The 24720-nt window shown below is 59.1% G+C and carries 24 protein-coding genes; 12 read left to right on the top strand and 12 right to left on the bottom strand.

Annotated features, from left to right (window positions below; all coding sequences use genetic code 11):
* Positions 1-75: 75 nt before the first annotated feature.
* The 3 genes from sra to BFV67_RS11125 form a co-directional block, all read right to left on the bottom strand.
* Positions 76-213, bottom strand: coding sequence for a stationary-phase-induced ribosome-associated protein (sra, locus tag BFV67_RS11135; protein ID WP_008501714.1), 138 nt, complete (start codon positions 211-213; stop codon positions 76-78).
* Positions 214-308: 95 nt separating this feature from the next.
* Positions 309-524, bottom strand: a complete 216-nt coding sequence (gene bdm, locus BFV67_RS11130; RefSeq protein WP_008501713.1) for a biofilm-dependent modulation protein — start codon at positions 522-524, stop codon at positions 309-311.
* A gap of 232 nt (positions 525-756) precedes the next feature.
* The gene (locus tag BFV67_RS11125; protein WP_025911005.1) at positions 757-1608 is read right to left on the bottom strand and encodes a Vmh family MBL fold metallo-hydrolase; all 852 of its coding nucleotides are present in this window, start codon (positions 1606-1608) and stop codon (positions 757-759) included.
* A gap of 110 nt (positions 1609-1718) precedes the next feature.
* On the opposite strand from BFV67_RS11125, the gene BFV67_RS11120 reads away from it, so the two are divergent.
* The gene (locus tag BFV67_RS11120) at positions 1719-2594 is read left to right on the top strand and encodes a LysR family transcriptional regulator (protein WP_045410272.1); all 876 of its coding nucleotides are present in this window, start codon (positions 1719-1721) and stop codon (positions 2592-2594) included.
* A 19-nt stretch (positions 2595-2613) separates the two neighbouring features.
* On the opposite strand, the gene BFV67_RS11115 is transcribed toward BFV67_RS11120, so the two are convergent.
* Entirely contained in the window at positions 2614-3573 is a 960-nt protein-coding gene (locus tag BFV67_RS11115; RefSeq protein WP_069598333.1) for a hypothetical protein, read from the bottom strand.
* Between the two features lie 115 nt (positions 3574-3688).
* Between BFV67_RS11115 and BFV67_RS11110 the strand changes: the two genes are divergently transcribed.
* A complete protein-coding gene (locus tag BFV67_RS11110) occupies positions 3689-4117 on the top strand; it encodes an OsmC family protein (protein WP_008501708.1) in 429 nt (142 codons plus the stop codon).
* A 23-nt stretch (positions 4118-4140) separates the two neighbouring features.
* Here BFV67_RS11110 and BFV67_RS11105 read toward each other — a convergent pair whose 3' ends face one another.
* On the bottom strand, positions 4141-5046 hold the full coding sequence (locus tag BFV67_RS11105; protein WP_069598332.1) for a LysR family transcriptional regulator: 906 nt from the start codon (positions 5044-5046) through the stop codon (positions 4141-4143).
* A gap of 116 nt (positions 5047-5162) precedes the next feature.
* Between BFV67_RS11105 and BFV67_RS11100 the strand changes: the two genes are divergently transcribed.
* Positions 5163-5912 carry an SDR family NAD(P)-dependent oxidoreductase gene (locus BFV67_RS11100; protein WP_069598331.1) on the top strand — a complete coding sequence of 250 codons (750 nt, stop codon included), beginning with the start codon at positions 5163-5165 and terminating at the stop codon, positions 5910-5912.
* Here BFV67_RS11100 and BFV67_RS11095 read toward each other — a convergent pair.
* From BFV67_RS11095 to BFV67_RS11065, 7 genes are read right to left on the bottom strand one after another with little or no spacing between them, the layout of a single operon-like run.
* Entirely contained in the window at positions 5909-6838 is a 930-nt protein-coding gene (locus BFV67_RS11095; RefSeq protein ID WP_008501705.1) for an oligopeptide/dipeptide ABC transporter ATP-binding protein, read from the bottom strand. The genes BFV67_RS11100 and BFV67_RS11095 overlap by 4 nt on opposite strands.
* A complete protein-coding gene (locus BFV67_RS11090; RefSeq protein WP_069598330.1) occupies positions 6831-7817 on the bottom strand; it encodes an ABC transporter ATP-binding protein in 987 nt (328 codons plus the stop codon). The genes BFV67_RS11095 and BFV67_RS11090 overlap by 8 nt, the downstream gene beginning before the upstream one ends.
* Positions 7817-8710, bottom strand: a complete 894-nt coding sequence (gene ddpC, locus BFV67_RS11085; protein WP_069598329.1) for a D,D-dipeptide ABC transporter permease — start codon at positions 8708-8710, stop codon at positions 7817-7819. Before ddpC ends, BFV67_RS11090 begins: the two co-directional genes overlap by 1 nt.
* On the bottom strand, positions 8707-9729 hold the full coding sequence (locus BFV67_RS11080) for an ABC transporter permease (protein WP_032663482.1): 1023 nt from the start codon (positions 9727-9729) through the stop codon (positions 8707-8709). Before BFV67_RS11080 ends, ddpC begins: the two co-directional genes overlap by 4 nt.
* A gap of 22 nt (positions 9730-9751) precedes the next feature.
* Entirely contained in the window at positions 9752-11284 is a 1533-nt protein-coding gene (locus BFV67_RS11075; protein WP_069598328.1) for an ABC transporter substrate-binding protein, read from the bottom strand.
* 15 nt (positions 11285-11299) lie between these two features.
* Positions 11300-11875, bottom strand: a complete 576-nt coding sequence (gene ddpX, locus BFV67_RS11070) for a D-alanyl-D-alanine dipeptidase (protein WP_047075419.1) — start codon at positions 11873-11875, stop codon at positions 11300-11302.
* Positions 11876-11887: 12 nt separating this feature from the next.
* On the bottom strand, positions 11888-12742 hold the full coding sequence (locus BFV67_RS11065; protein ID WP_069598327.1) for a MurR/RpiR family transcriptional regulator: 855 nt from the start codon (positions 12740-12742) through the stop codon (positions 11888-11890).
* A gap of 266 nt (positions 12743-13008) precedes the next feature.
* On the opposite strand from BFV67_RS11065, the gene BFV67_RS11060 reads away from it, so the two are divergent.
* The 9 genes from BFV67_RS11060 (at position 13009) to BFV67_RS11020 (ending at position 24588) form a co-directional block, all read left to right on the top strand.
* A complete protein-coding gene (locus BFV67_RS11060; RefSeq protein ID WP_069598326.1) occupies positions 13009-14490 on the top strand; it encodes an alpha/beta hydrolase in 1482 nt (493 codons plus the stop codon).
* Positions 14491-14585: 95 nt separating this feature from the next.
* Positions 14586-15797, top strand: coding sequence for a diguanylate phosphodiesterase (locus tag BFV67_RS11055; RefSeq protein ID WP_069598325.1), 1212 nt, complete (start codon positions 14586-14588; stop codon positions 15795-15797).
* Positions 15798-15885: 88 nt separating this feature from the next.
* On the top strand, positions 15886-16776 hold the full coding sequence (locus tag BFV67_RS11050; RefSeq protein ID WP_032674834.1) for an aminoimidazole riboside kinase: 891 nt from the start codon (positions 15886-15888) through the stop codon (positions 16774-16776).
* Positions 16777-16948: 172 nt separating this feature from the next.
* Entirely contained in the window at positions 16949-18466 is a 1518-nt protein-coding gene (locus tag BFV67_RS11045; protein ID WP_021240175.1) for a carbohydrate porin, read from the top strand.
* A gap of 66 nt (positions 18467-18532) precedes the next feature.
* A complete protein-coding gene (locus tag BFV67_RS11040; RefSeq protein ID WP_008501693.1) occupies positions 18533-19903 on the top strand; it encodes a sucrose-specific PTS transporter subunit IIBC in 1371 nt (456 codons plus the stop codon).
* Complete coding sequence (locus BFV67_RS11035; protein ID WP_069598324.1) at positions 19903-21309, top strand: sucrose-6-phosphate hydrolase; 1407 nt, start codon at positions 19903-19905, stop codon at positions 21307-21309. The genes BFV67_RS11040 and BFV67_RS11035 overlap by 1 nt, the downstream gene beginning before the upstream one ends.
* 28 nt (positions 21310-21337) lie before the next feature.
* Positions 21338-22354, top strand: coding sequence for a LacI family DNA-binding transcriptional regulator (locus BFV67_RS11030; RefSeq protein WP_047748887.1), 1017 nt, complete (start codon positions 21338-21340; stop codon positions 22352-22354).
* 89 nt (positions 22355-22443) lie between these two features.
* The gene (locus BFV67_RS11025) at positions 22444-23994 is read left to right on the top strand and encodes a methyl-accepting chemotaxis protein (RefSeq protein WP_058654466.1); all 1551 of its coding nucleotides are present in this window, start codon (positions 22444-22446) and stop codon (positions 23992-23994) included.
* A gap of 354 nt (positions 23995-24348) precedes the next feature.
* A complete protein-coding gene (locus BFV67_RS11020) occupies positions 24349-24588 on the top strand; it encodes a hypothetical protein (RefSeq protein ID WP_028015838.1) in 240 nt (79 codons plus the stop codon).
* The last annotated feature ends 132 nt before the right edge of the window (positions 24589-24720 follow it).

Below are 24720 nucleotides of genomic sequence, written 5' to 3'. Positions count from 1 at the left end.
AATATTAATTACCGCAACACATAAACAAAAACACCACCGGGATTACCGATGGTGTTCTGGATCTCAGTCTGGAACTTACTTGCCCGCGTGGCGTTTTCTGCCGGTGGCGTGAGTGACTTGGGTTTCGTGGTCGCCTTCAATCACCACTTTGCGCTGATTAGAAAGCTTGTAGTTCAGTCCCAGAATATGGCGTGCCTGACGGTTCGATTTCATATTAACTCCTCAATCCTGTTGATAGTTTTAAGGACCAGTTTGCTTATGCAAACGAAATGTAACCCCTTAGGTTGCAGATCCAGCTTAGCAGGTTTTTACAAGGGTGCGTTTTGCCCGCTGACGACGTAGTTAATGGTCTGCTGGTAGATGTCACTGAGGATGTCATTATCTGTGGATTCCACCCACCTGGTGAGTTCCATCAAAATGTCATCTTCAGTCACAGCACCGTGCTCGGCGTGAAGACCCTGTGCAATCGCGTTAACGAGTTCAGGTTGTGCTGCTGCGGTATTTGCCGGGTAATAAGTAAACATGCTGCCTCCGTGTCGTTGTCTGTTTAATGGTACGGCTCGCAAAAAATTTAATTCACAAACAGAATGGCAAATATTTTCACGGTTGTGGCTCAGATTCATCTTAGAAATAAAAATGACATAAGTGTATGCTTTTGTGTGCTTTTGAAATGCGGGGGTAAATCGACGTGGCGCTGAGAGAATATTATGACGGTGCTCCTGCTATCTCGAAAAAATAGCAGGAGCAGCGTTTAAATTACCACTTCATTTCGCCGGTATTCACCTTAGCGCTTAATTCCAGCGAGCTCTCTTCAGCCAGATTCGGATACTGTTTTTTCAGGGTGCTGATGACGCCCGCAGAATCTTTATGAACGGACAAGGCCTTTTCAAAGCGCTGGAGATAGTCTCGGGTAAAATCAATCGCACCCGTCCCGGCTGGCGGGGTACCCAGATAGTGACCCGGGATCACGCGCTCGGGTTTGTGCGCCGCCATGTTCACCAGCGTTTCCTGCCACTGCTTACGGCTTTCCGCTGTCTGGGTGTCCGCCGTCCAGACGTGAATCCCCCAGGCTACGCCAGTGCCGCCGAGGATGGTCTTTGCGGACGGGATCCATACATAGGCCGCATAGCTGTCAGGCTGTTCGATGTCGATCTTCTCCCCGTCAACCATAAACGTGGTGGAGGCGAGCACCTGCGGGACGACCAGCTCCGTTGGCGCGCCGTCTTTCATCTGCGGACCCCAGAAGGCGAGCTTGGCGTCTTTGGTAGCCTTGATGTGATCAACCACGTGCTGCGTGGCCACCACTTTGGCGTTCGGGAAGGCTTTGACCAGCGGCTGCAGGCCAAAATAGAAATCCGGATCGCCGGAGGTGATCACAATCTTGTTCAGGGTCTTACCGCTTTGACGAATTTTCTCTACCAGCGCTTCGCCATCCTTCACGCTGAACTGCGCGTCAAACAACACCGCTTCTTTCGGGCCGGAGACCAGCGTGGAGGAGACCGCGAAAATGCCTTTCTCCTGCGGGTTATAGGTATCAATGCTCAGCGGCGCGGCAAAAGCAGCCGGCGTGAAAAGGGTGGAAAGCAGGGCAAGGTGAGTGAATTTCATGCTGTTGTCTCTGTTGTTCAGGAATGTCTCTATTGTACGGAAATTCGCATTTGCCAGAATTCCTGAAACAAGACATGCTTAGTTTCATAAATCGAGCAGATGGAGTTGATATGGATCGCGTGATTGCCGCTCAGGTTTACAACCGCATATGCGAGCTGGGAAGTTTGAGCGCGGCGGCCCGCGCGCTGGGTATTTCCCGCCCAATGGTGAGCCGCTACCTTGAACAGATGGAGAAATGGGCGGGCACGCGGCTGGTAAACCGCTCCACGCGCAAGCTGACGCTGACCGCGGCAGGCGAAAAGGTGCTGCAAAAAACGCGAACGCTCTCGCAGATCTCGCAGGAAATTGAAGGCCAGTCGGAAAAAGATCTCCCGTCTGGCACCCTGCGGGTGGCCTGCGCGCACTTTACAGCCATGCACCTGATTGCGCCGGTCCTGCCCGGTCTGCTCTCGCGCTACCCGCAGCTGCGCATTGAGCTGGACGTGAACAACCATCCGGTCAGCCTGGTGGGAGAGCGCATTGATGTTGCCGTACGCATTACCGATAACCCTGAACCCGGCATGATTGCCCGTCGGCTGGGGGAGTGTCGCTCGGTCCTTTGCGCCTCGCCGGACTATCTGGCGCAGCACGGCACGCCCGGCAGCCCCGAAGAACTAGCCCGGCATAACTGCCTGCACTACAGCTTTTTTGCCGGGCAGTCCTGGCACTTCCTGACGCCGGAGGGCGAAAGCCTGAGCGTGGCCGTCAGCGGCAACCTGAGCGCCAGCATCTCTTCGCTGCTGATGGACGCGGCGATTAAGCACTGCGGTATCGCCATGCTGCCGGAGCGTGAGGCGCGTGCCGCGCTGGAGCAGGGATTACTGGTGCCGGTACTGGAGGGGCTGGAGCCGAAGCCGCTGGCCATCCATGGCATTTATCAGTCCCGGGAATACCAGCCTGCCGCGCTGCGGGCGTTCCTTGATGAGCTGGCCCGCTATCTGGCATGAGCGCGGCGTTTGCCGTCGTTTACTTAGCCTTTAGCCAGGGGGAGGCCGTGCTCCAGAAAATAATATCCGCCCCGAGATAATTTTCCGCGAACCGATCAAATTCTGCTTTGGTGAAGGGCTTGCCGGTCTCAGGGTTCTTATAGGTCAGGGTCGGTTCCTGAACCGCCATGGCGATAAGCGGCAGCGTCTGTTTATTTTTATGGAAGAAAGGATAGGCATTCTTCATATGCGCCTTGCGGTTGGGAACAATGTCCGGCCCACCGAGGCCGACATTGTTGGCGCTGGCATACGCAAAAAGACGCCCCATGTAGTTGCGGTCATTATCCCATTCGCACGGCCAGAAGTTCACGTATTGCACCACGTGTGATTTCTGAAAAGCCTTGCGCGCAAAGGCCAGGTTTTCCATTTCTCCCGCAAAATAACTGTCGCAGGTAAATCCGGCGGGCGGATTTTTTTCGTCAAGATCGATGGCGGTTTCAGGCAGGTTTACGCCATATACCTCGCCATCAAAGCGTTTCGCGAGGGCGGCCAGCAGCGCCTGGTAGCGCTGGCGCACCGCGGGATCCCACTGACGCGCCACCCAGCCTGAACCGACTGGCTTCCCTTCGCCGGGGTTATCGAACTGCAGTGCAATCCCGCCTCCGTATTGCTTATCGTGCATCAGATAATCCGGCACGTAGCGCGCGTCCGCCTCAAAGAAACGGTCCTGAATCTGGATAAAAAGCTTTTTCCTGGCAGCCTTAAGACGCGCGAGATCCCGTTCAATGCGCGAGAAATCGTAGCGATCCTCCTCAGGCTCAAGCGCGCGCCAGTTGTAGACGATCTGTACGCCGCCGATATCGCTTCGCACAACGAGCGGGAACGCCGCGTCGAGCTCGCCGGAGCTGGTATAGATAAAGTTCTCGGGCGTTTTCGCCTGCAAAGACAACGATAGAGCGAGGGTAGCGATCGCAACGGCCATCCTGATTTTTAGCGCCATAGGTTTATCCTTTTTGTCGGTACAGCAGGTGTAAGTCCCGGAATTGTCTGTGTTCCAGGGGCAGTCAGATGCGTAGTCTATACTTAACCCTTTGTAAGCCAAAAGGAGAGCAAGAATGACTATTCATAAGCACGGTTCGGCACACTGGTCTGGCGACATTAAGCGCGGTAAAGGAACGGTTTCCACCGAGAGCGGCGTTCTCAATCAACAGCCTTATGGCTTTAATACCCGTTTTGAGGGTGAAAAGGGGACCAACCCCGAAGAGCTGATCGGCGCGGCACATGCGGCCTGCTTCTCGATGGCGCTGTCGCTGATGCTCGGCGAAGCGGGCTATACCGCCGACGCCATTGATACCACCGCGGATGTCTCCCTCGATAAAACGGACGGCGGTTTTGCCATCACCAAGGTTGCCCTGAAGAGCAAGGTGACCGTTCCCGGCATCGCCCCTCAGCAGTTCGACGGTATTATTCAGAAAGCCAAAGCGGGCTGCCCGGTTTCGCAGCTACTGAAAGCCGAAATTACGCTGGACTATACGCTTAACTAAGCCTCAGCCGGGCTGGCGCCCGGCTATCCCTTCAGCGCGGCGGGAAACACCTCCGCCAGCCAGGCAATAAACACCTTCAGACGGTGCGTCAGATGTCGATTCTGAGGGTAAACCACATGAAACGGATAGGCGGCAGGGCGCCAGTCGCCCAGGATCGGTGCCAGCGTTCCCGCCTGTAAATACGGCTTTGCCGAATACTCAAACGTCTGCACGATCCCCAATCCTGCCACGGCCGCCGCCAGGTGGGCATTACTTTCATTTATGCCGAGATAATGGGGGATATTGATTTCCATCGCCTCGCCATGCCGCCTGAAGCGAAAGGGAAACGCCCGCCCGGTGACGGGCGAGAGGTAGCTAATGAGCTTGTGGCCGTTGCACAGCTCCTGTGGATAGGCTGGAACGCCATGGTTTTTCAGGTAGCCCGGCGTCGCGCAGGTCACCATTTCGGCGTTACCAATATGGCGAGCGATAAGGGTCGAATCGTCCAGCGGGCCGCCGCGGATCACGCAGTCTACGTTACCGCCGATCAGATCCACCGGACGATCGGCCACGCCAAGATCGATGCGGATTTCCGGATAGCGCTGCATAAAATCCGGCAGCAGGGGGATGAGCACGTCCCGGGCGGTGGAGCCGCCCACGTCAACCCGCAAATGCCCTTTGGGCGTCGCGCGGGAAACGCGAAACGCGTTGTCGATATCTTCGATATCTATCAAGACCCTGAGCGCTTTTTCATAGTATTCCATCCCTTCCGGCGTCGCGACCACCCGGCGAGTCGTCCGGTGCAGGAGGCGTATCTCCAGATGCGTCTCAAGCGATTTCACCAGCTTGCTCAGCGTGGCGATCGGCATGTTCAGCGAGTCCGCCGCGCGGGTAAAGCTGCCGGTTTCCACCACCCGGGTAAAGGCGCGCATCGCCATGAGCTGATCCATGAGGCTCCCTCTTATTATTTCTGTATGTGAATAGTCATTTTCATTTTTGCTGGTTTTTCACTAATCCCGCAAGGGCTAAAGTTTGTCCAACGCAAACCCAACAAAAGGTAAATGACATGAAAACGACTCTCTCAGGAAAAATCGCACTGGTCACCGGCGGCAGCACCGGCATCGGTCTTGCCACGGCGCAGGAGCTGGCGGCACAGGGCGCGAAGGTGTACATCACCGGACGTCGTCAGGCCGAGCTGGACGCGGCGGTGGCTGAAATCGCTTCAACGGCAGTGGGCATTCGCGCTGACGTGTCAAAACTGGCGGACCTGGACGAGGTCTATGCCCGGATAGCCAAAGAAGAAGGCCGCCTCGATATTCTGTTCGCCAATGCGGGTGGCGGCGATATGCTGCCGCTGGGCGCGATAACCGAAGAGCAGTTTGACCGGATTTTCGGCACTAACGTCCGCGGGGTGCTGTTTACGGTACAGAAGGCGCTGCCGCTGCTCTCCGCCGGATCGTCGATTATTCTGACCGGCTCGACGGTGTCCATTAAGGGGACGGCAAACTTTAGCGTCTACAGCGCCAGCAAGGCCGCCGTGCGCAACTTTGCCCGCTCCTGGGCGCTGGATTTGCAGGGCCGTGGGATCCGCGTCAACGTGGTGAGCCCGGGCCCGATCAAAACCCCGGGGCTTGGCGACCTCGTGCCGGAAGAACACCGTCAGGGGCTGTACGACGCGCTGGCCGCTCAGGTGCCGCTCGGCCGTTTAGGCGCGCCGGGTGAGGTGGGTAAAGCGGTGGCGTTTCTGGCCTCCGATGCGGCCAGCTTTATTAACGCCACCGAGCTGTTCGTGGACGGCGGCATGGCGCAAATCTAACCCAGACTGCGCCAGCAGCGGACGTCACGGCCCTCGCGAGAGGGCTGTAACGGCTGAGGACGCTCGCACCCCTGCGCGGCCATCGGGCATCGGTCGCGGAAAAAACAGCCTTCGGGCAGACGGCGGTTGCCGGGAAGCTCCGTTTTGCGTAAGGCCAGCGTTTCATCCAGCGGTTCACCGGTGCGCGGAACCGAATCGAGCAGCAGGCGGGTGTAAGGATGGCGCGGCTCGCCAAGCACCTGCGCGGCGCTGCCCAGCTCCACAATCTGCCCAAGGTACATCACCGCCACGCGGTCGCTCATGTGCCGGACCACCGAGACGTTATGCGAGATCAACACGTAGGTCAGATTACGCTGCTGTTGCAGGGTCACCAGCAGGTTGAGGATCTGCGCCTGCACGGAAATATCCAGCGCGCTGGTGGGTTCATCGAGCACGATGATATCCGGATCGGACGAGAGCGCCCGGGCGATGGCAATGCGCTGGCGCTGCCCGCCGGAGAAGGCGTGCGGAAGCCGGTCGAGATATTCCGGGCGAATACCCACCTGCAGCGCCAGGTTTTCAGCCAGCTGGCGGCGGTCGCGCTCGCTGCTGCGCTTTTGCACCCACACCGGCTCGGTGATGATTCGCCAGACCGGCAGGCGCGGGTCAAGCGAGGAGAGCGGATCCTGAAACACCATCTGCATGCCGCCCGCGTGGTGCGCCCGCTGGCAGGCGCCGGTGCTGGGCTTAAGCATGCCCATCAGCAGCTGGGCGAGCGTGCTTTTCCCACAGCCGGATTCCCCGACAATGCCAAGCGTTTCTCCCCGACGGATCTCAAGGTCGAGCCCGTTGAGCGCATGGACCCGTTCCGTCACGCGACCCAGCCAGTTTTTGCGCGCCGCAAAGTTCACGTGCACGCTATCCAGTTCCAGCAGTACATCAGACATGGGCTTTCTCCCGTTGTGGATACCAGCAGGCGGCCTGTTGGCCCTCTGCGCCAGTGGGCGCTAAGCGCGGCGTTTCGCTGCATTTCGCCCCGGCGGCAAAGCAGCGCTCGCGGAATGCGCATCCCTGCGGAAGCTGGCTGAGGTTGGGCACCGTGCCGGGGATGGCGGGAAGCGGGGCGCGCGGCTGGCCGTTTTCCGGCGCGCACTGCAGCAGACCAATAGAGTAGGGATGCACGGGCTGGTGGATCAGCGTTTGCGTGGTGCCGCTCTCGATCACGCTGCCCGCATACATTACATACACTCTGTCGCAGAGCTGTGACACCACGGCCATATCGTGGCTGATAAACAGCACCGAGGTGCCGCTGGCCCGCGCCTTGTGCTTCAGCAGGCGCAGCACCTGCAGCTGAACGGTGACGTCCAGCGCCGTGGTTGGTTCGTCGGCGACGATCAGCTCCGGCTCGCAGGAGAAGGCAAGGGCAATCATCACCCGCTGGCGCATGCCGCCGGAGAGTTCAAACGGATAGCGCGCCATGACCGCTTTCGCGTCCGGGATTTGCATCTCTTCCAGCAGGGTAACCGCCTTCTGCTGCGCCTCACGCCGGGAAAGCGGTTGATGCTGGCGGATCACCTCGACCATCTGTTTGCCAATCCGCCGCGTCGGGTTGAGGGCGGTCATGGGCTCCTGAAAAATCATCGCGACCTTTGCACCGCGCCACTGGCGAAGCTGTTTCTCGGACGCCGTCAGGACATTTTCGCCGAGTAATTTCACCTGACCATGATGAATGCGGTAGCTGCCTTCCGGCAGCAGACGCATGGCGAGCATGGCGGTCACGGATTTACCCGAACCGGATTCGCCCACCACGCCGACAATTTCACCCCTGCCGATCTCCAGCGAGACGTGGTTCAGCGCGTGGACCTCGCCGCGGAAAATCGGGAAGCTCAGATGCAGGTCTTCAATCTTGAGAACCGGGTCGGTCATCACTGTTTACCTCCTGACTTCGGATCCAGCAGATCGCGGATGCCATCCCCAAACAGGTTAAAGCCCACGGCGGTAATCAAAATCGCCGCTCCGGGAAACGCGCAGTACCACCACTGGTCCAGAACGTAGTTACGGCCGACGGCCACCATCGCGCCCCATTCGGCGGTCGGCTGCTGCGCCCCCAGGCCAATAAACCCCAGCGTGGCGGCCATCAGGATGGCGCTGCCGATGTCCAGCGACGCCTGCACAATCAGCGGCGGCAGGGCGTTGCGCAGGATGTGCCAGCGGATCACATGCCAGCGGGAGGCGCCAAAGGTGCGGGCGGCCTGCACGTAGGTAAACTGGCGCACCACCAGGGTTTGGCCGCGCGCCAGGCGGACGTAAAACGGAATGCGGACAATCGCAATCGCCAGCATGGCGTTAAACAGGCTTGGCCCGAGCGCGGCGGCCAGCGCCATGGTCAGCACCAGGGAAGGTATCGAGAGCATAATGTCCATCACCCGCATGATGACGGCGTCGCCGCGCCCGCCCAGCACGCCGGACAGACAGCCCAGCAGCGAACCGATGCCGCCCGCAATTACCACCACCGCCAGCCCGGCGGTAATGGACTGCTGGCTGCCCGCCAGCACGCGGCTGAACAGATCGCGGCCCACCTCGTCGGTACCAAACCAGTGCTGCGCGGACGGCGCCTGAAGGCGCGCGGTCAGGTCCAGCGCGTTCGGGTCGTGCGGCACGATCCACGGTGCGGCCAGCATAATGAAAAGCATCACCAGCATAATGACGCCGCCAACCATCGTGAGCGGACTTTGGCGCAGCATCCAGAACAGCTTTGCCCAGTTGATGCGTTGTCTGACGGGTTTAACCGGGACGGGCGTTTCCTGCGTTAACATCATTCGGCACCTCCGCGCCCAATTCGCGGGTCAATCCACAGGTAAAGCAGATCGACCACCAGATTAACCAGCACGTAGGCCAGCGAAACAACGACGGCAAAGCCCATCACCGCGGGGAAATCGAGCGCCTGAATGGACGTCACCACCCAGGCGCCCATGCCCGGCCAGGCAAAGACGGTTTCGGTCAGCACGGCCCCGTAAAGCAGATCCCCCAGCGCCAGCCCGAGCACGGTAATCGACGGGATCATCGCATTCGGCAGGGCGTAGCGCAGGACGATATACCAGCCGGGCAGGCCGCTGGCGCGGGCCGTGCGAATGTAGTCTTCGCTAAGCTGCTCCAGCATCGCGGAACGGACCTGACGCGCCACGATGCCGAGATGCACGAATGCCAGCGTCAGCGAGGGCAAAATCAGGTGCTGCAGCGCATTGAAAAAGACCTCGCCGTTGCCTTCCAGCAGCGCGTCCAGCAGATAAAAGCCGGTGACGTGCGTCGGCGGATCGAGCCAGTCGTCCAGCCTGCCGCCGCCCGGCAGGATTTGCAGGTGCCCGTAGAACAGCACAATGACGCCCAGCCCAAGCCAGAAGGCCGGGGTGGAGATCCCGGTCATCGCCATTAAACGCACCAGATGATCCAGCCAGCGGTTGCGGTACACCGCCGATAAAACCCCCAGCGGCACGCCGATGACCAGCGCCAGCAGGAGGGAACAAAAGGCCAGCTCCAGCGTGGCGGGGAAAAAGGCCTTCAGGTCTTCCGCAACCGGGCGTCCGGTACGGATGGAGGTGCCTAAATCACCGTGGGCCAGGGCGTCCACGTAGCGGCCAAACTGAACGTAGAGCGGCTGATCCAGCCCCAGCTGCTGGCGAATGTTCTGCACGATGTCGTCGCTGGCGCGGTCGCCGGCCAGCAGACGGGCCGGATCGCCGGGGATCAGGTGCGAAATAATAAAAGTGATAATACAGACACCGGCCACCACCAGGAGTAACCCCCAGCAGCGCTGGCGCACGATGCTCCAGAACGTCATACACTTTCCCCCGGCGAAACGGTTACTTGCTCATGGTGGCGATGTTAAACACCTGCTCGAGCATCGGATTAAAGGTGAAGCCTTTGACCTCTTTGTTCATCGCCAGCTGGTAGTTCTTCTGGAACAGATAAACGTAGGCCGCCTCGTCGATAACCACTTTCTGCGCCTGCTGGTAATCTTTAGTGCGTTCCGCCTGGTCCGTGGTTTTCAGCGCGGCCTGCAGCAGGGAATCGACCTCTTTGTTCTCATAGAACGAACGGTTGCCCGGCAGACCTTTCTTGTCCGATTCGAACCAGTAGTTCATAAACATGTACGGGTCGGCAAAATCCGGGCTCCAGTTGCCGATGGCGATGTCGTAATCGCCTTTGCCGACGCGGTCGCGCATGGTGGCGTTGGCCAGTTTCTCCAGCTTGACGTTAATGCCGATCTTGCCGAGGCTGGCCTGAGTCGAAAGGGCGATAGGCTCCCAGTTTGGATCGTTGTCCGAGTAGAGGAAGGTCAGGCTGGCGGGCTTGTCTTTGACCTTCTCCAGGGCTGCTTTAGCTTTGGCTTCGTCGAAGCTGTACTGCATGGCCGTGGCGTCAAAGCCCCACATGCCTTCCGGGATCGGGCCGCGCATCTGCTTGCCGTTGCCGCTCAGAATGCCTTTCACCATCCCCTCATAGTCCGTCGCCCAGGAGACCGCGCGGCGTAAATCCACCTGATTGAGCGGCGCTTTGCTGTTGTTGAGGTAGAGGTAGGTCACGCGCAGAGACGGGTATTCGGCGACGGCGACTTTGCCTTCCTGCTTCAGGGCCGCCAGCTGATCGACCGGCAGGGAGTCGGCAATGTCCAGATCGCCGCGGGAAAGCTGCAGACGGCGCGACGCGCTCTCACCGATAATTTTCACCGAGACGCGCTTGAAGTGCGGCTTGTCGCCCGACCAGTGCGGGTTTGGCACCAGCACCAGCTGCTGGCCTTTCTGCCAGCTCTTCAACATAAACGGCCCGGAGCCAGCGGTGTTTTGCGCCAGAAAGCCGCGCGCGTCGTCCGCGGCATTGGCCTTCAGCACCGTCGGGTTAATGATGGAGGCGCCGTCGTTCGCCAGGGTGTAGAGGAAAGGCGCGAACGGCTGGCTGAGGGTGAATTTCACCGTGTGCTCATCAACGGCCTCCACTTTCAGATCTTTCGGGAAGGCCTCAGACGGCCCCTGGCTGAGCTTCAGCAGGCGCTCAAAGGAGAGTTTGACCGCCTCGGCGGTGACCGGCGTGCCGTCGGAGAATTTGGCGTTATCCGCCAGGGTGAAGGTCCACTCTTTCTGGTCGTCGGAAGCTTTCCAGCCCGTCGACAGATCGCCCTCCACCTCGGTAGAGCCTGGCTTGTACTTGACCAGACGCTGGTAGGACGGATAGGTGACGGTCCAGTCGTTGTTATCAATGGTGATGGCCGGGTCGAGCGTTTGCGGGTCGGCGGCTTTACCGATGACCAGCATGTCTTTCGGGACGGCAGCCAGCGCCAGCGGTGCACTCAGGGCCAGCGTGGCGGCAATGACGGTCGTGAGAAGCGATGTTTTCATGGCAGTGCTCCAGGTTCAAAGAGAGGTGTGCGTCAGGGGAAAACAGGCAAAACGGTCATCAAGCAGCGGGTAGCTGGCGGCGTTCGGCAGTTCGAAGTGCCACCATTCGCTGCCGATCCCGACAAAACCGCCGCCGAACATGATGGCGTTCAACAGCAGACGGTTGCGCTGGGCGTGCGGCGGCACGGAAGGGTGATACGGATGCGAGCGGTCATGCATTTCGTCAAAACCGGCGCCCATATCCAGCACGACGTTATGCTCGTCCATCAGGGTCACGTCGATGGCCGTGCCGCGGCTGTGGTTAGAGCCAATTGCCACGTCGACCACATATTCCGGGTTCGGGCAGGCCTCCCACAGCTGGGCCTGCGCCTGCTGCGGGCGATAGGCGTCGTAGACCACCAGCTTCAGCCCGGCCAGCGTGGCAATGCTGATGGCTTTTGCCAGCGCGGTGGCCGCGTCGGTATGCAGCAGGCACAGCGCCTCCTGGTAAATCGGGCGGCCGGTAATATTGTCGGCGGTGGCGTACTTCAGATCGATATGCAGCGTGGGGAACGTCTTCGCCACATCAATCAGTTCACTCTCTACGGGCATAGCTCCGCTCCTTTAGCGTTCGAATTGACCAAACTCTTGTTGTAATTGTCGGTTTACGGCCAGGCGCGCCGGGAGCGCATCGCCCAGCGCTTCCACCACGCCCGACAGCAGCAGGTTGAACAAACAGCTCACAGGGGCAAGTGAATCCCAGAAATGACCGGTATCGGTTTTCACCTGCAGTAAATCAATCGGATAATCCCGCGCCCACGGGCACCAGATATCGGTGATTAAGGCCAGCGGAATGCCTTTCTCGCTCGCGACGCGGCAGTACTGTCGGGCCATCGTGGAGTAGGTACGCGTATCGGTCAGCACGACATAAGGGTGCGCAAACCCGGAGTTAAGGGATTCTACCCAGCTGCCGGATGCCCCTTCGGCATAGCTCACCCGCGGGCGGAGGTATTCAAGGTGGCTGAAGAAGGCGTTGGCGATCCCGCGCGTGGACTGGATCCCCAGCACAAAGACCGCGTCTGCGTGGGCCAGATGGTGCACTACCTGGCGGAAGGCGTCCGTTTGCGCCAGCTGATACACCTGCGTGATGGCGTCCACTTCCAGCGACAGGGCGTGCTGAAGGCGGTTGGGCAGGGGGCGCTGCTGCTGCCAGGAGTCGAGGCGCTCGTTCATGCCCCAGGGCTGGTACGGATCGCGCAGGCTCTTTTTGGCATCCTCCAGGTTGCGATATCCCAGCTTGCGCAGGAAGCGTCCGACGGTGATCCCGCTGGTCCCGCTTGCCAGCCCGACGCTCTCCGCCGTTTCAAACGGGATTTGCGCGGCGTGCGCCAGCAGCCAGCTTCCGACCCGCTTTTCGCTGGGCGTGAGCTGGCTGAAGGTCGCCTCGATACGGCTTAACATCTCGGGTTTCGTCGTCATACCGCCTCGCTGTTAACTGGCTGTCAAAAGCTGAATATGTGTTACCGGGTTAACATTGCATGACGCGTGCCATGTTCACAGAAGGGCGAAAACCCGCTGCGCAATAAACTTCATGCAATATTTGGTTAACCAATGATCAACATTTGTGCAGCGTAGTTCACTTTTGGTGCACTGGCTGACCTGGCAGGGATGAATTTGGTGAATACGTCAGCCCGTTCACATTTTTGATAAGATAGAAAGACAGTGAACATAAAAGGGATCCCGGCATGGCGAATTGGCCCTGGCGAGTCAGCGTGCGCCTGGTGGCGCTTGCAAAGAAAACAGGGATGGTCGTGGGGATCGTCCTGGTCGTCCTGCTGGCGGTGCGGGTCTATCTCTCGCAGCAGGGGCCGGAACTGCACCCGTGGCACACCTGGCGGGCAGATGAGATGTCCGTGCGCGAGCTGGATAACGCCGATTTCGCCGGGTACCTCGCCCGTGAAAAGGCGATTTTCACCGATCTGGATAACGCGGTGACGGCGAAAGCAGCGGGCGAGGATCAAACTCCGTTAAACCGCTACTACCGCCAGAGCCTGGTGTGGCCCGGCCAGTTTGCCCCCGATGCCAACCGCTCCTTTGTGCTGATGCCAGCCGGGAAGCCGCGCGGCGCGGTGGTGCTTCTGCACGGCCTGACCGACTCGCCTTACAGCGTCAGGCACCTTGCCGTGAACTATCAGCAGCACGGCTTCGTGGCCGTGGTCCCGCGTCTTCCCGGACACGGCACCGCGCCCGGCGCGCTGACGGACGTGGACTGGGAAATGTGGCTGGCAGCGACGCGGCTTGCCGTGCGGGAAGCCACGCGTCTGACGGGGAATAACGTGCCGCTGCATCTGGTGGGCTACTCCAACGGCGGGGCGCTGGCGATGAAGTATGCCCTCGATGCGCTGGAAGACCCTGCGCTGCGTAAGCCTCAGCAGATGATCCTGCTCTCACCGATGATCGGCGTGACGGCCTTTGCGCGGTTCGCCGGATTCGCCGGGCTACCGGCGCTGTTGCCGCCGTTTGCCAAAGCGGCCTGGCTGAATATCTCCCCGGAATATAATCCGTATAAATACAACTCGTTCCCGGTGAACGCCGCCCGCCAGTCGTGGCTGCTGACGAAGGCCCTGCAGGAGCAGATTGGCCGCGAGGCGCGGGAGAACAGGCTGGTGAATTTGCCGCCGGTGCTGGCGTTCCAGTCGGTCATGGATTCTACAGTCAGCACCCGCGCGGTGGTGACCGGCCTGTTTGACCAGCTTCCGGCAAACGGCAGCGAGCTGGTAGTGTTTGATATCAACCAGGCGGCGAGCTTCCGTCCACTCTTTAAACCGTCGTCCTGGATGGCCACCACGGCGCTGCTGCCGGTCGCGCAGAGACGTTACGGTGTCACGATTATCACCAATGCCGGCGAGCACAGTTTCTCGACGGTGGCGAAAATCACGCCGGCAGGCAGCACGCAGGAGACGGTCGTGCCGCTTGCCCAGTCCTGGCCGCAGGATGTTTATTCCCTGTCGCACGTTGCGGTGCCGTTCCCGCCGGATGACGATCTCTATGGTCGTGAACCACGCGTGAAAAACCGATATGGCATCAGCCTGGGGACGATTGCGCTGTGGGGAGAGACGTCCGTGTTGAGCGTCGGTAAAGAGGCGCTTATGCGGGTCACCTCGAACCCGTTCTACGACTATATGCAGGAGAGGATTAACAGCCGGATCGGGGACCAGAAAAAGTAATGTTCCCTTGTGGCGTGAATATGTTAGGTCGCATTGATTAAGTATGTTACATAGTAGCTTCAAGGCACCTCTCTTTATCACTGGAACCCCTTTTTGTGCTGACGACGCTGATCTACCGAAGCCACTTGAATTTATCCCGCCCGTCCACCGAACTGCGGGAGCTGGTGGAGCGCGCCAGGGGCCGCAACGTAAAACTGGACATTACCGGCGTCCTCCTTGCTAAAGGCAACGACGTTCTGCAGATCCTCGAAGGGTCGGAAGAGAGTGTGGTCAAACTGTTCCATAAAATCCGCGAGGACAAGCGGCACAGCGGGGTAGTAGAACTGCTGCGGGACTATGGTCCGCGCAGACGCTTCGAAAACGTCGGTATGCTGCTGTTCGACCTGCAAACGCAGTCGCCGAAAGAGGTGCTGCAGTCGGTGCTGCGCTACAGCAAGCTGGACAGCTATCTGACCTCCGACGATCGGGTGTTCAAATTTATTCAGACCTTTATAACCGGTAAACGTCCGGTCCCGTCGGGGGCACGCTACACCGCGGACAAATGGACGCTCTCGACCGAAACGCTACCCTTTGGCGAACACCTGGGCCTGATTGCCGGGCAAACCTGCCAGTTTGCGCTGCAGCCTATTGTCGAGCCCTCGGAAGGGAAGATCAGCTCCCTTGAGGCGCTTATCCGCGGCAACGACGGCGGCAGCCCGGAGCATTTCTTCAGCACAGTCAACCCGGACAACGTCTACGAAGTCGATCTCCAGACAAAAGCCTATGCCTTTGCGCTGGCGGAAAAGCTGGGCATTGGCAGCCATAAAATCGCCGTCAACCTGCTGCCCATGTCGCTGGTAAATGTCCCAGGCGCGGTGGAATTTCTGGTCGATCAGATTAAAAAACATGGCCTTCAGCCGGAGCAGGTGGTCATTGAAGTCACTGAAAACGAGATGATCTCCGGGCTCAACCAGTTTAACAGCGCCATCAAGCAGCTTCGCGGCGAGGGGATTGGCCTGGCGATCGATGATTTTGGCTCGGGCTATGCCGGGCTTTCGCTGCTGACCCGCTTCCAGCCGGACAAAATTAAAATTGACCGTGAGATTGTCAGCAACATCCACCTGAGCGGCCCAAAACAGGCGATTGTGCGCTCCATCATCAGCTGCTGCTCCGATCTTGAAATCACCCTGGTGGCCGAAGGCATTGAGAAAATTGAGGAGTGGTGCTGGCTCGAATCGGCCGGGATCCGCCGCTTTCAGGGATTCCTGTTTGCCCGGCCGCAGCTTAATGGCGTCGGCGATATCCACTGGCCGCATCTGGTGCGGTAAGCCAATTTTCCCTCCCGTTATTTCCCCTTTGCCCGGCCTGTGCTTAAATAGCTAAAACGGTTTAACATGGTTTAGCTACGAGGATCACATGAAGAAAATCTGGGTACTTGGCGATGCGGTAGTGGATTTGCTGCCCGATGGAGAAGGTCGATTACTGCAGTGTCCCGGCGGCGCGCCGGCGAACGTCGCGGTCGGTATTGCCCGGCTGGGCGGCCAGAGCGCCTTTATCGGCAGGGTTGGCGACGATCCTTTCGGGCGCTTTATGGCGAAAACGCTCGCTGACGAGCGGGTTGACGTGACGTGGATGCGCCTTGACCCGGCGCACCGCACCTCAACGGTGGTGGTCGATCTCGACGACCACGGCGAGCGCTCGTTTACCTTCATGGTGCGCCCGAGCGCCGATCTGTTTCTCGAACCCGACGACCTGCCGACGTTCAGCGCCGGGGAGTGGCTGCACGTCTGCTCCATCGCCTTAAGCGCCGAGCCGAGCCGTACTGCGACGTTTCAGGCGATGGCCGCCATTCGTGAGGCGGGCGGTTACGTCAGCTTCGACCCCAATATTCGCCCGGACCTCTGGCCGGATGAGAACGCACTGCATGGCTGCCTGGAGCAGGCCCTGCAAAGCGCCGACGTGGTGAAACTTTCGGTAGAAGAGCTGGCCTTTTTCACCGGCAGCGCGGAGGTCAACGTTGGTCTGGAGGTGCTGATGCAGCGCTGCCCGGCGCGTCTGGTGCTGGTTACCCAGGGAAAAGCGGGCGTAACCGCGTGGCATGAAGGTAGCGTAAAACACTACCCGGCAACGCCTGTGCAGTGCGTCGATACGACCGGTGCGGGCGATGCCTTTGTGGCGGGGCTGCTCTACGGGCTGGCCGCCGGACAGGACCTGACGCCGGTTATTGCGCTCGCCCAGCGCTGCGGCGCGCTGGCCACCACCGCCAAAGGGGCGATGACCGCGTTGCCCTGGCAGCACGACCTGTAATTTCTCCTCTCCTGGCCGCCATCCGGCGGCCTGAATTGTCGCCTCGATCACACTTACTAAATCGGTTTAGCAAAAAAGATTGCCGATCCAAAATTCACAGGTTTAGTATCAGCAACCTAAACCGGTTTAGCAATTTAGCACGTTTAATGACTTCTTTTAGGGATGCGACAAAATGTATAAAAAACGCAGACTTGCCGTGATGATAGGCATGCTGGCCGGAAGTACCTCTGTTTTTGCCCAGACGGATATGTCCAGTATTGAAGCGCGTCTTGCCGCGATGGAGCAGCGCCTTCAGGACGCGGAAACGCGCGCGCAGGTGGCTGAGAAGCGCGCCGCGGCAGCAGAACAAAAAACGCAGCAGCTGGTTGCCGCTCAGCAGCAGGCGCAAACGACAACCCAGGAGGTGGCGCAGCGCACCACCGCGCTGGAGAAGAAGGCGGATCAGACCGGCGGGTTTGAGTTCCACGGCTATGCCCGCTCTGGCCTGCTGATGAACGATGCCGCCTCCAGCAGCAAAAGCGGCCCTTACCTGACCCCAGCCGGTGAAACCGGCGGTGCGGTAGGGCGTCTGGGTAACGAAGCCGACACCTACGTCGAGCTGAACCTGGAGCACAAGCAAACCCTGGATAACGGGGCGACCACGCGCTTCAAGGCGATGCTGGCCGACGGTCAGAGAACCTATAACGACTGGTCAGCCGATACCAGCGACCTCAATATTCGTCAGGCCTTCGCGGAGCTGGGCAACCTGCCTGATTTTACCGGCGCGCTGAAGGGCAGCACCTTCTGGGCGGGTAAACGCTTCGACCGCGACAACTTTGATATCCACTGGCTGGATTCCGACGTGGTGTTCCTGGCCGGTACCGGCGGCGGCGTTTACGACGTGAAGTGGAACGATTCGCTGCGCAGCAACTTCTCTATTTATGGCCGCAACTTCGGCAGCGTGGAGCAGACCGACAACAACGTTCAGAACTATATCCTCAGCATGAACCACTTCGCTGGCCCGTTCCAGCTGATGGTGAGCGGGCTGCGGGCGAAGGATAACGATGACCGTAAAGACACTAACGGCGATCTGATTAAAACGGATGCCGCCAATCATGGCGTTCATGCCCTGGTAGGCTTGCATAATGAGAGCTTCTACGGCCTGCGTGAAGGGACCGCCAAAACGGCGCTGCTGTATGGTCACGGGCTGGGGGCAGAGGTGAAAAGCATCGGCTCCGACGGCGCGCTGCTGTCTGAGGCGGATACCTGGCGCTTCGCAAGTTACGGTGTCACGCCAATCGGCGGTGGCTGGAGCGTTGCGCCCGCCGTTCTGGCACAGAGCAGTAAAGATCGCTACGTCAAGGGCGATAGCTATGAGTGGGTAACGCTCAATACCCGCCTGATCAAAGAGGTCACCCAGAATTTCGCGCTGGCCTTTGAGGGAAGCTACCAGTACATGGATTTAAACCCGGAGGGCTATAAGGACCGCAACGCCGTGAACGGCAGTTTCTACAAGCTGACCTTTGCGCCGACGTTAAAAGCGAGCAAAATCGGCGATTTCTTCAGCCGTCCGGAACTGCGCCTGTTTGCCACCTGGATGGACTGGAGCAGCAAACTGGATAATTACGCCAGCGATGATGCCTTTGGCAGCAGCGGCTTCAACGCCGGCGGGGAATGGAACTTTGGGGTCCAGATGGAAACCTGGTTTTAACCCATCACGCTCCCGCCTGGCGGGAGCGTTTCGCACATCATAAAAAGAAGTCAGGCAGAGGTATCTATGGATTTTAATCAAATCGCCCGCGAGCTAATTCCGCTGCTCGGCGGCAAGGAAAACATCGCCAGCGCGGCGCACTGCGCAACGCGTCTTCGTCTGGTGCTGGTTGATGACGCGCTGGCGGATCAGCAGGCCATCGGCAAGGTCGACGGCGTGAAAGGCTGCTTCCGTAACGCCGGGCAGATGCAGGTGATTTTTGGCACGGGCGTGGTCAACAAGGTGTACGCCGCATTTATTCAGGCGGCGGGAATTAGCGAATCCAGCAAATCGGAAGCCGCGGATCTGGCGGCGCGCAAGCTGAACCCGTTCCAGCGCATTGCCCGCTTACTCTCCAACATCTTTGTGCCGATCATTCCCGCGATTGTGGCGTCCGGTCTGCTGATGGGCCTGCTCGGCATGGTGAAAACCTACGGCTGGGTCAATGCGGATAACGCCCTCTACATCATGCTGGACATGTGCAGCTCGGCGGCGTTTATCATTCTGCCTATTCTGATTGGCTTTACCGCCGCGCGCGAATTTGGCGGTAACCCGTACCTCGGCGCGACGCTGGGCGGGATTCTGACCCACCCGGCGCTGACCAACGCCTGGGGCGTGGCGTCGGGCTTCCACACCATGAACTTCTTCGGCCTTGAGATCGCGATGATTGGCTATCAGGGCACGGTATTCCCGGTGCTGCTGGCCGTCTGGTTCATGAGCATCGTCGAGAAAAACCTGCGCCGCGCGATCCCGGATGCGTTAGACCTGATCCTGACGCCGTTCCTCACCGTGGTTATTTCCGGCTTTATCGCGTTGCTGATTATCGGCCCGGCGGGGCGCGCTCTGGGGGACGGTATCTCCTTTATTCTGAGCACGCTGATCGCCCATGCGGGCTGGCTCGCCGGGCTGCTGTTCGGCGGACTTTATTCGGTGATTGTGATCACCGGTATTCACCACAGCTTCCACGCGATTGAAGCCGGGCTGCTGGGCAACCCGTCGATTGGCGTTAACTTCCTGCTGCCGATCTGGGCCATGGCGAACGTGGCGCAGGGTGGCGCCTGTCTGGCGGTGTGGTTCAAAACCAAAGATGCCAAAATCAAAGCCATTACCCTGCCGTCGGCGTTCTCTGCAATGCTGGGCATCACCGAAGCGGCCATTTTTGGTATCAACCTGCGCTTCGTTAAGCCGTTTATCGCCGCGCTAATCGGCGGTGCGGTGGGCGGGGCCTGGGTGGTCTCCGTGCACGTGTACATGACCGCCGTCGGGCTGACCGCGATTCCGGGGATGGCCATCGTGCAGGCCAGCTCGCTGCTGAACTATATTATCGGCATGGTGATTGCCTTCGGCGTGGCGTTTACCGTCTCACTGCTGCTGAAATATAAAACGGACTCTGAATAATGACGTTACCTTCCCGCTGGCCTGCGATCCTGCAGGCCGTTATGACAGGTCAGCCGCGGGCGCTGGCGGACAGCCATTATCCGCAATGGCACGCCGCGCCGGTGACGGGGCTGATGAACGACCCGAACGGGTTTATCTGGTTTGCTGGCCGCTATCACCTGTTCTATCAGTGGAACCCGCTGGACTGCGAGCACCGCTTTAAGTGCTGGGGGCACTGGTGTTCTGCGGACCTGGTGCACTGGCAGCATGAGCCGCTGGCGCTGATGCCCGACGAAGCGTATGACCGCAACGGCTGCTACTCCGGTAGCGCCGTGAATAACGAGGGCGTACTGACCCTGTGCTACACCGGCAACGTCAAGTTCGATGACGGCAGCCGCACCGCCTGGCAGTGCCTGGCCGTGGAGCAGCCGGACGGGACCTTTACGAAGCTGGGGCCGGTGCTGGCGCTGCCGGAAGGCTACACCGGCCACGTGCGCGACCCGAAGGTGTGGCAGCACGAGGGGATGTGGTACATGGTGCTCGGCGCGCAGGATGTGCAGAAGCGCGGCAAGGTGCTGCTCTTTAAATCAGCCGATTTGCACGCCTGGACATCCTGCGGGGAGATCGCCGGTCACGGGGTTAACGGCCTGACGGACGCGGGCTATATGTGGGAGTGTCCGGACCTGTTTGCCCTCGACGGGACGCACGTCCTGATCTGCTGCCCGCAGGGGCTGGCGCGCGAGCCGCATCGCTACCTCAATACCTATCCGGCTACCTGGATGAGCGGGGCGTTTGACTATGCCCGCGCGACGTTCGATCACGGCGAGCTGCACGAGCTGGACGCGGGCTTTGAATTCTACGCCCCGCAAACCACGCTGGCGGAAGATGGACGCCGCATCCTGATTGGCTGGATGGGCGTACCGGACGGGGAAGAGATGCTTCAGCCCACCCGGGCGCACGGCTGGATGCACCAGATGACCTGCCCGCGAGAATTGCGCTTCCGCGACGGCAGGCTCTGGCAAACCCCGGCGCGCGAGCTGGCGGCGCTGCGTGAAGATGAGCAGCACTGGCAGGGGCGCGCCAGCGACGCGCCCGAACTGGACGCGACGCGCCTGGAGTTTGAGCTGAGCGCATCGCAGGTGAATGTCGATTTTGGCGGCGCGCTGCGCCTCACGCTCGATGAGCAGGGCGTGCGCCTGGAGCGCGCGAGCCTGAAAACCGGTGAAACATTGGCCCGCTACTGGCAGGGCGACGTCCGTCATTTGCGCGTCCTGTGCGACCGCTCCAGCGTCGAAATCTTCATTAACCATGGCGAAGGGGTAATGAGCAGCCGCTATTTTCCTGACCATCCGGCCCGGGTGCGATTTGAAGGTGCGTCCGATATCACATTACGCTACTGGTCGCTGCGCGCCTGCATGATAGAATGAGGGTTTTGGCAGCAGGATCTAAGTCGTTGTGAGAAAAACAAAACGCGTCACCATTAAAGACATCGCGGAGCTGGCGGGGGTGTCAAAAGCCACCGCCAGCCTGGTCCTGAACGGTCGCAGCAAAGAGCTTCGCGTGGCGGAAGAGACGCGCGAGCGCGTGCTGGCAATTGCAAAAGAGCACCACTATCAGCCCAGCATTCACGCCCGGTCGCTGCGCGATAACCGCAGCCACACCATTGGTCTGGTGGTCCCGGAGATCACCAACTACGGTTTTGCCGTCTTTTCTCACGAGCTGGAAACGCTGTGCCGCGAGGCAGGCGTGCAGCTGCTGATCTCCTGCAGCGATGAAAACCCGGGGCAGGAGACGGTGGTGGTGAACAACATGGTGGCGCGTCAGGTGGACGGGCTGATTGTGGCCTCCAGCATGCTCAACGACGCGGACTACCATAAGCTGAGCGAGCAGCTGCCGGTGGTTCTGTTTGACCGTCACATCAACGACAGCGCGCTGCCGCTGGTGATCACCGATTCCATCACCCCGACGACCGAACTGGTGGCGGACATTGCGCGCCAGCATCCGGATGAATTCTACTTCCTCGGCGGCCAGCCCCGTTTATCCCCGACGCGCGACCGCCTGGAAGGCTTTAAGCAAGGGCTGCGTGAGGCCGGCGTGGCGCTGCGCCCCGAGTGGATCATTCACGGCAACTATCACCCGAGCTCCGGTTACGAGATGTTTGCTGAACTCTGCGCCCGCCTGGGGCGTCCGCCGAAAGCGCTCTTCGCCGCCGCCTGCGGGCTGCTGGAAGGGGTGCTGCGCTATATGGGCCAGCATAACCTGCTGCAAAGCGATATCAGGTTAGCCAGTTTTGACGATCACTATCTCTACGATTCGCTGACGATCCCGGTGGATACCATCCGCCAGGATAACAGACAGCTGGCGTGGCACTGCTTTGATTTGATTAGCAAACTGATCGAGGGCGAGACCCCGGAACCGTTGCAACGCAAGCTGGCGGCCACCCTGCAGCGGCGCTATAAGTCAGCGAAATAGCCCGGTTCGATACTTCAATAACTTTAATTAATTTAAGTTTTGGAATGGCCGATAACCATAAGGAATAATTCTCCTTGAGGTATTGGTTTATGTCGTTGAAAAAGTCGTCCCTGATAGTCCTGTTCTCGCTGCTTTTCTTCTTTGTTATCAGCACCGTCACCAGCGTTGGCATCATCATTAAAAGTAATAATTCCCTGGATAACGTCAACAAAGAGATCCAGGTTGTGCTGTCCATTATTGACCCCATCAACCACAGCCGTACGCTGCGCGTGCGGGTGATGGAGTATGTGAAGATGGTGGAGGCGGGCAACGCGGCGGACGGCGCTGCAAAGCTAACCGCCGTGAAGGAGGCGCTGACCAAAGCGGACCACGCCTTTGCGGCCTTTATGGCGTCGCCGCGTCTGAGCGATGAAGCGCCGCTGGTGACTGCCTATCAGGACGCCTGGCAGAACTACCGCAACCAGGGGCTGGCGCCGCTGATCGACGCCGCCGAGGCGCACGATGTCGCGAAATTTAACGCGCTCATCCCGGAAGTCTCCCGCCTCGACCGCCAGTACGAGATCGTTCTCGACCAGGTCCTTTCCGTCCACCAGAAATATGCCAAAAGCCTGAACGAAGATGCGAGCAGTAGCTTCGTCTCTGGCCTGGCGATCGTTGCTGCTATCGCCAGCCTGTTTGTGGTGGTGATTATCGCCGTTAGCCTGCTGATGAAGCGCTTTGTCTTTGCGCCGATCAACCTGGCGCGTGAGCACTGCAGCCAGATTGCGGCAGGCAAGCTGGACATTCCGGTGCCGGTGAAGGGGAGTACAGGCAACGAAATCGACCATCTGATGGGCTCGATGGAGCAGATGCGTCAGGCGCTGCTGGCGACCATCGCCCAGGTGCGCGATGCGAGTCATACCGTGACGCACGCCGCCCAGGAGATTGCCTCCGGGAATATCGACCTGGCGTCTCGCACCGAGCAGCAGGCTTCCGCATTAACCCAGACGGCGGCCAGCATGGAAGAGCTGAGCGCGACGGTGGCGAACAATACCGACAATGTGTATCAGGCCGGAAAGCTGGTGCAGGACGCGGTGAAAAATGCCCACACCGGTGAAGCGGTAACCCGTGAAGTCATCGACACGATGAATACCATCGCGGCGAACTCGAAGCGCATTGAAGACATCACCAGCGTGATTAACAGCATTGCCTTCCAGACCAACATCCTGGCGCTGAACGCGGCGGTTGAAGCGGCGCGTGCGGGCACGCAGGGCCGCGGCTTTGCGGTCGTGGCCAGCGAAGTACGCACCCTCGCGCAGAAAAGCGCGGTGGCGGCGAAAGATATCGAAAGCCTGATCGCGCAGTCGGTTTCCAGCGTGAAAAACGGAGCGGAGCTGGTAAGCCGCTCGGGCGAGGTAATTGACGCGATCATTTCGTCGGTGAATAAAGTGAATACGCTGATGGAGCAGATCTCCGTCGCCTCTGAAGAGCAGAGCCGCGGGATCGGCCAGGTCGGGCAGGCGGTGACCGAGATGGATGGCGTCACCCAACAGAACGCCGCGCTGGTGCAGCAGTCCGCCGCGGCAGCGGCCTCGCTGGAAGAGCAGGCGCAGCAGCTTTCGCGGAGTATTTCGAGTTTTAGGTTGCCGGTGCAGGCTTGATGGTATTAAGGAGGCTCCTGAAGGAGCCTTTTATATTACTGTCATACATAAAGTCTTGCCTGCTTACTCTTTGAGTTTGTTTCAGTACCACTTATTGTATTTCACATATATAACAGAAATAACAATCACCCAAACGACGCTGAGTAAAGCAGCATGCCCCGGTATAAACCGTACAAACAGATATATTCCAATTACAATAAGCAACGCAGGAACCAGATAAAAAAACGACTTCAAAAGCTAACTGTTTATTCGACTGCATTTTCAGTTGCAAATAGTTTTGTGCCATTTTATATAACCTTGCAGTATCATTACCTTATTATCATTGATCATGTTGATAGAGGGGCAACATCGAAAATGGGAAAGCGCAAGAGTGCTCTGGTTTATGTCCTGACCGTCATTATTTTTTTGCTTATTATCCCTGAGATCATTCTGCGTGTATGCACGTCCGAGCAACTTGGCCGTCTCAGCGACTTCACCAGTTTAGGTGGTTTGTTAAATCCACTATTATCCTTGCTCATCTTCCTGGCACTGTTGTCAATCATACTGGCCGTCATTGCTATTGCATTGGTTAAGCGACTTCTTCGTACGAGATGATTTGCTTTCGAGCGACTCATAGCACCCGCCAGCCGTTACCGCTATGAGTCCAAAACCGTCAGCACAAAAATTTTCATTCACCCCAGCAATATTTCCCTCCCTCATCCGTCTACCTCATCACACGCCATAATC

It is taken from the genome of Enterobacter roggenkampii (assembly GCF_001729805.1).
Taxonomy (GTDB): Bacteria; Pseudomonadota; Gammaproteobacteria; order Enterobacterales; family Enterobacteriaceae; genus Enterobacter; species Enterobacter roggenkampii.
The sequence above is the reverse complement of the archived record's forward strand: the minus strand, read 5'-3'. Positions and strand labels throughout refer to the sequence as shown.

What these genes read in the sequence shown, in the direction of transcription:
- ddpX (WP_047075419.1), bottom strand. Translation starts at nt 11,875, where the DNA reads ATGCCCGTAGAGAGTGAACTGATTGATGTGGCGAAGACGTTCCCCACG.
- BFV67_RS11075 (WP_069598328.1), bottom strand. Translation starts at nt 11,284, where the DNA reads ATGAAAACATCGCTTCTCACGACCGTCATTGCCGCCACGCTGGCCCTG.
- BFV67_RS11105 (WP_069598332.1), bottom strand. Translation starts at nt 5,046, where the DNA reads ATGGATCAGCTCATGGCGATGCGCGCCTTTACCCGGGTGGTGGAAACC.
- sra (WP_008501714.1), bottom strand. Translation starts at nt 213, where the DNA reads ATGAAATCGAACCGTCAGGCACGCCATATTCTGGGACTGAACTACAAG.
- ddpC (WP_069598329.1), bottom strand. Translation starts at nt 8,710, where the DNA reads ATGATGTTAACGCAGGAAACGCCCGTCCCGGTTAAACCCGTCAGACAA.
- BFV67_RS11045 (WP_021240175.1), top strand. Translation starts at nt 16,949, where the DNA reads ATGTATAAAAAACGCAGACTTGCCGTGATGATAGGCATGCTGGCCGGA.
- bdm (WP_008501713.1), bottom strand. Translation starts at nt 524, where the DNA reads ATGTTTACTTATTACCCGGCAAATACCGCAGCAGCACAACCTGAACTC.
- BFV67_RS11090 (WP_069598330.1), bottom strand. Translation starts at nt 7,817, where the DNA reads ATGACCGACCCGGTTCTCAAGATTGAAGACCTGCATCTGAGCTTCCCG.
- BFV67_RS11025 (WP_058654466.1), top strand. Translation starts at nt 22,444, where the DNA reads ATGTCGTTGAAAAAGTCGTCCCTGATAGTCCTGTTCTCGCTGCTTTTC.
- BFV67_RS11115 (WP_069598333.1), bottom strand. Translation starts at nt 3,573, where the DNA reads ATGGCGCTAAAAATCAGGATGGCCGTTGCGATCGCTACCCTCGCTCTA.
- BFV67_RS11035 (WP_069598324.1), top strand. Translation starts at nt 19,903, where the DNA reads ATGACGTTACCTTCCCGCTGGCCTGCGATCCTGCAGGCCGTTATGACA.
- BFV67_RS11060 (WP_069598326.1), top strand. Translation starts at nt 13,009, where the DNA reads ATGGCGAATTGGCCCTGGCGAGTCAGCGTGCGCCTGGTGGCGCTTGCA.
- BFV67_RS11040 (WP_008501693.1), top strand. Translation starts at nt 18,533, where the DNA reads ATGGATTTTAATCAAATCGCCCGCGAGCTAATTCCGCTGCTCGGCGGC.
- BFV67_RS11065 (WP_069598327.1), bottom strand. Translation starts at nt 12,742, where the DNA reads ATGACGACGAAACCCGAGATGTTAAGCCGTATCGAGGCGACCTTCAGC.
- BFV67_RS11050 (WP_032674834.1), top strand. Translation starts at nt 15,886, where the DNA reads ATGAAGAAAATCTGGGTACTTGGCGATGCGGTAGTGGATTTGCTGCCC.
- BFV67_RS11100 (WP_069598331.1), top strand. Translation starts at nt 5,163, where the DNA reads ATGAAAACGACTCTCTCAGGAAAAATCGCACTGGTCACCGGCGGCAGC.
- BFV67_RS11125 (WP_025911005.1), bottom strand. Translation starts at nt 1,608, where the DNA reads ATGAAATTCACTCACCTTGCCCTGCTTTCCACCCTTTTCACGCCGGCT.
- BFV67_RS11020 (WP_028015838.1), top strand. Translation starts at nt 24,349, where the DNA reads ATGGGAAAGCGCAAGAGTGCTCTGGTTTATGTCCTGACCGTCATTATT.
- BFV67_RS11110 (WP_008501708.1), top strand. Translation starts at nt 3,689, where the DNA reads ATGACTATTCATAAGCACGGTTCGGCACACTGGTCTGGCGACATTAAG.
- BFV67_RS11095 (WP_008501705.1), bottom strand. Translation starts at nt 6,838, where the DNA reads ATGTCTGATGTACTGCTGGAACTGGATAGCGTGCACGTGAACTTTGCG.
- BFV67_RS11120 (WP_045410272.1), top strand. Translation starts at nt 1,719, where the DNA reads ATGGATCGCGTGATTGCCGCTCAGGTTTACAACCGCATATGCGAGCTG.
- BFV67_RS11080 (WP_032663482.1), bottom strand. Translation starts at nt 9,729, where the DNA reads ATGACGTTCTGGAGCATCGTGCGCCAGCGCTGCTGGGGGTTACTCCTG.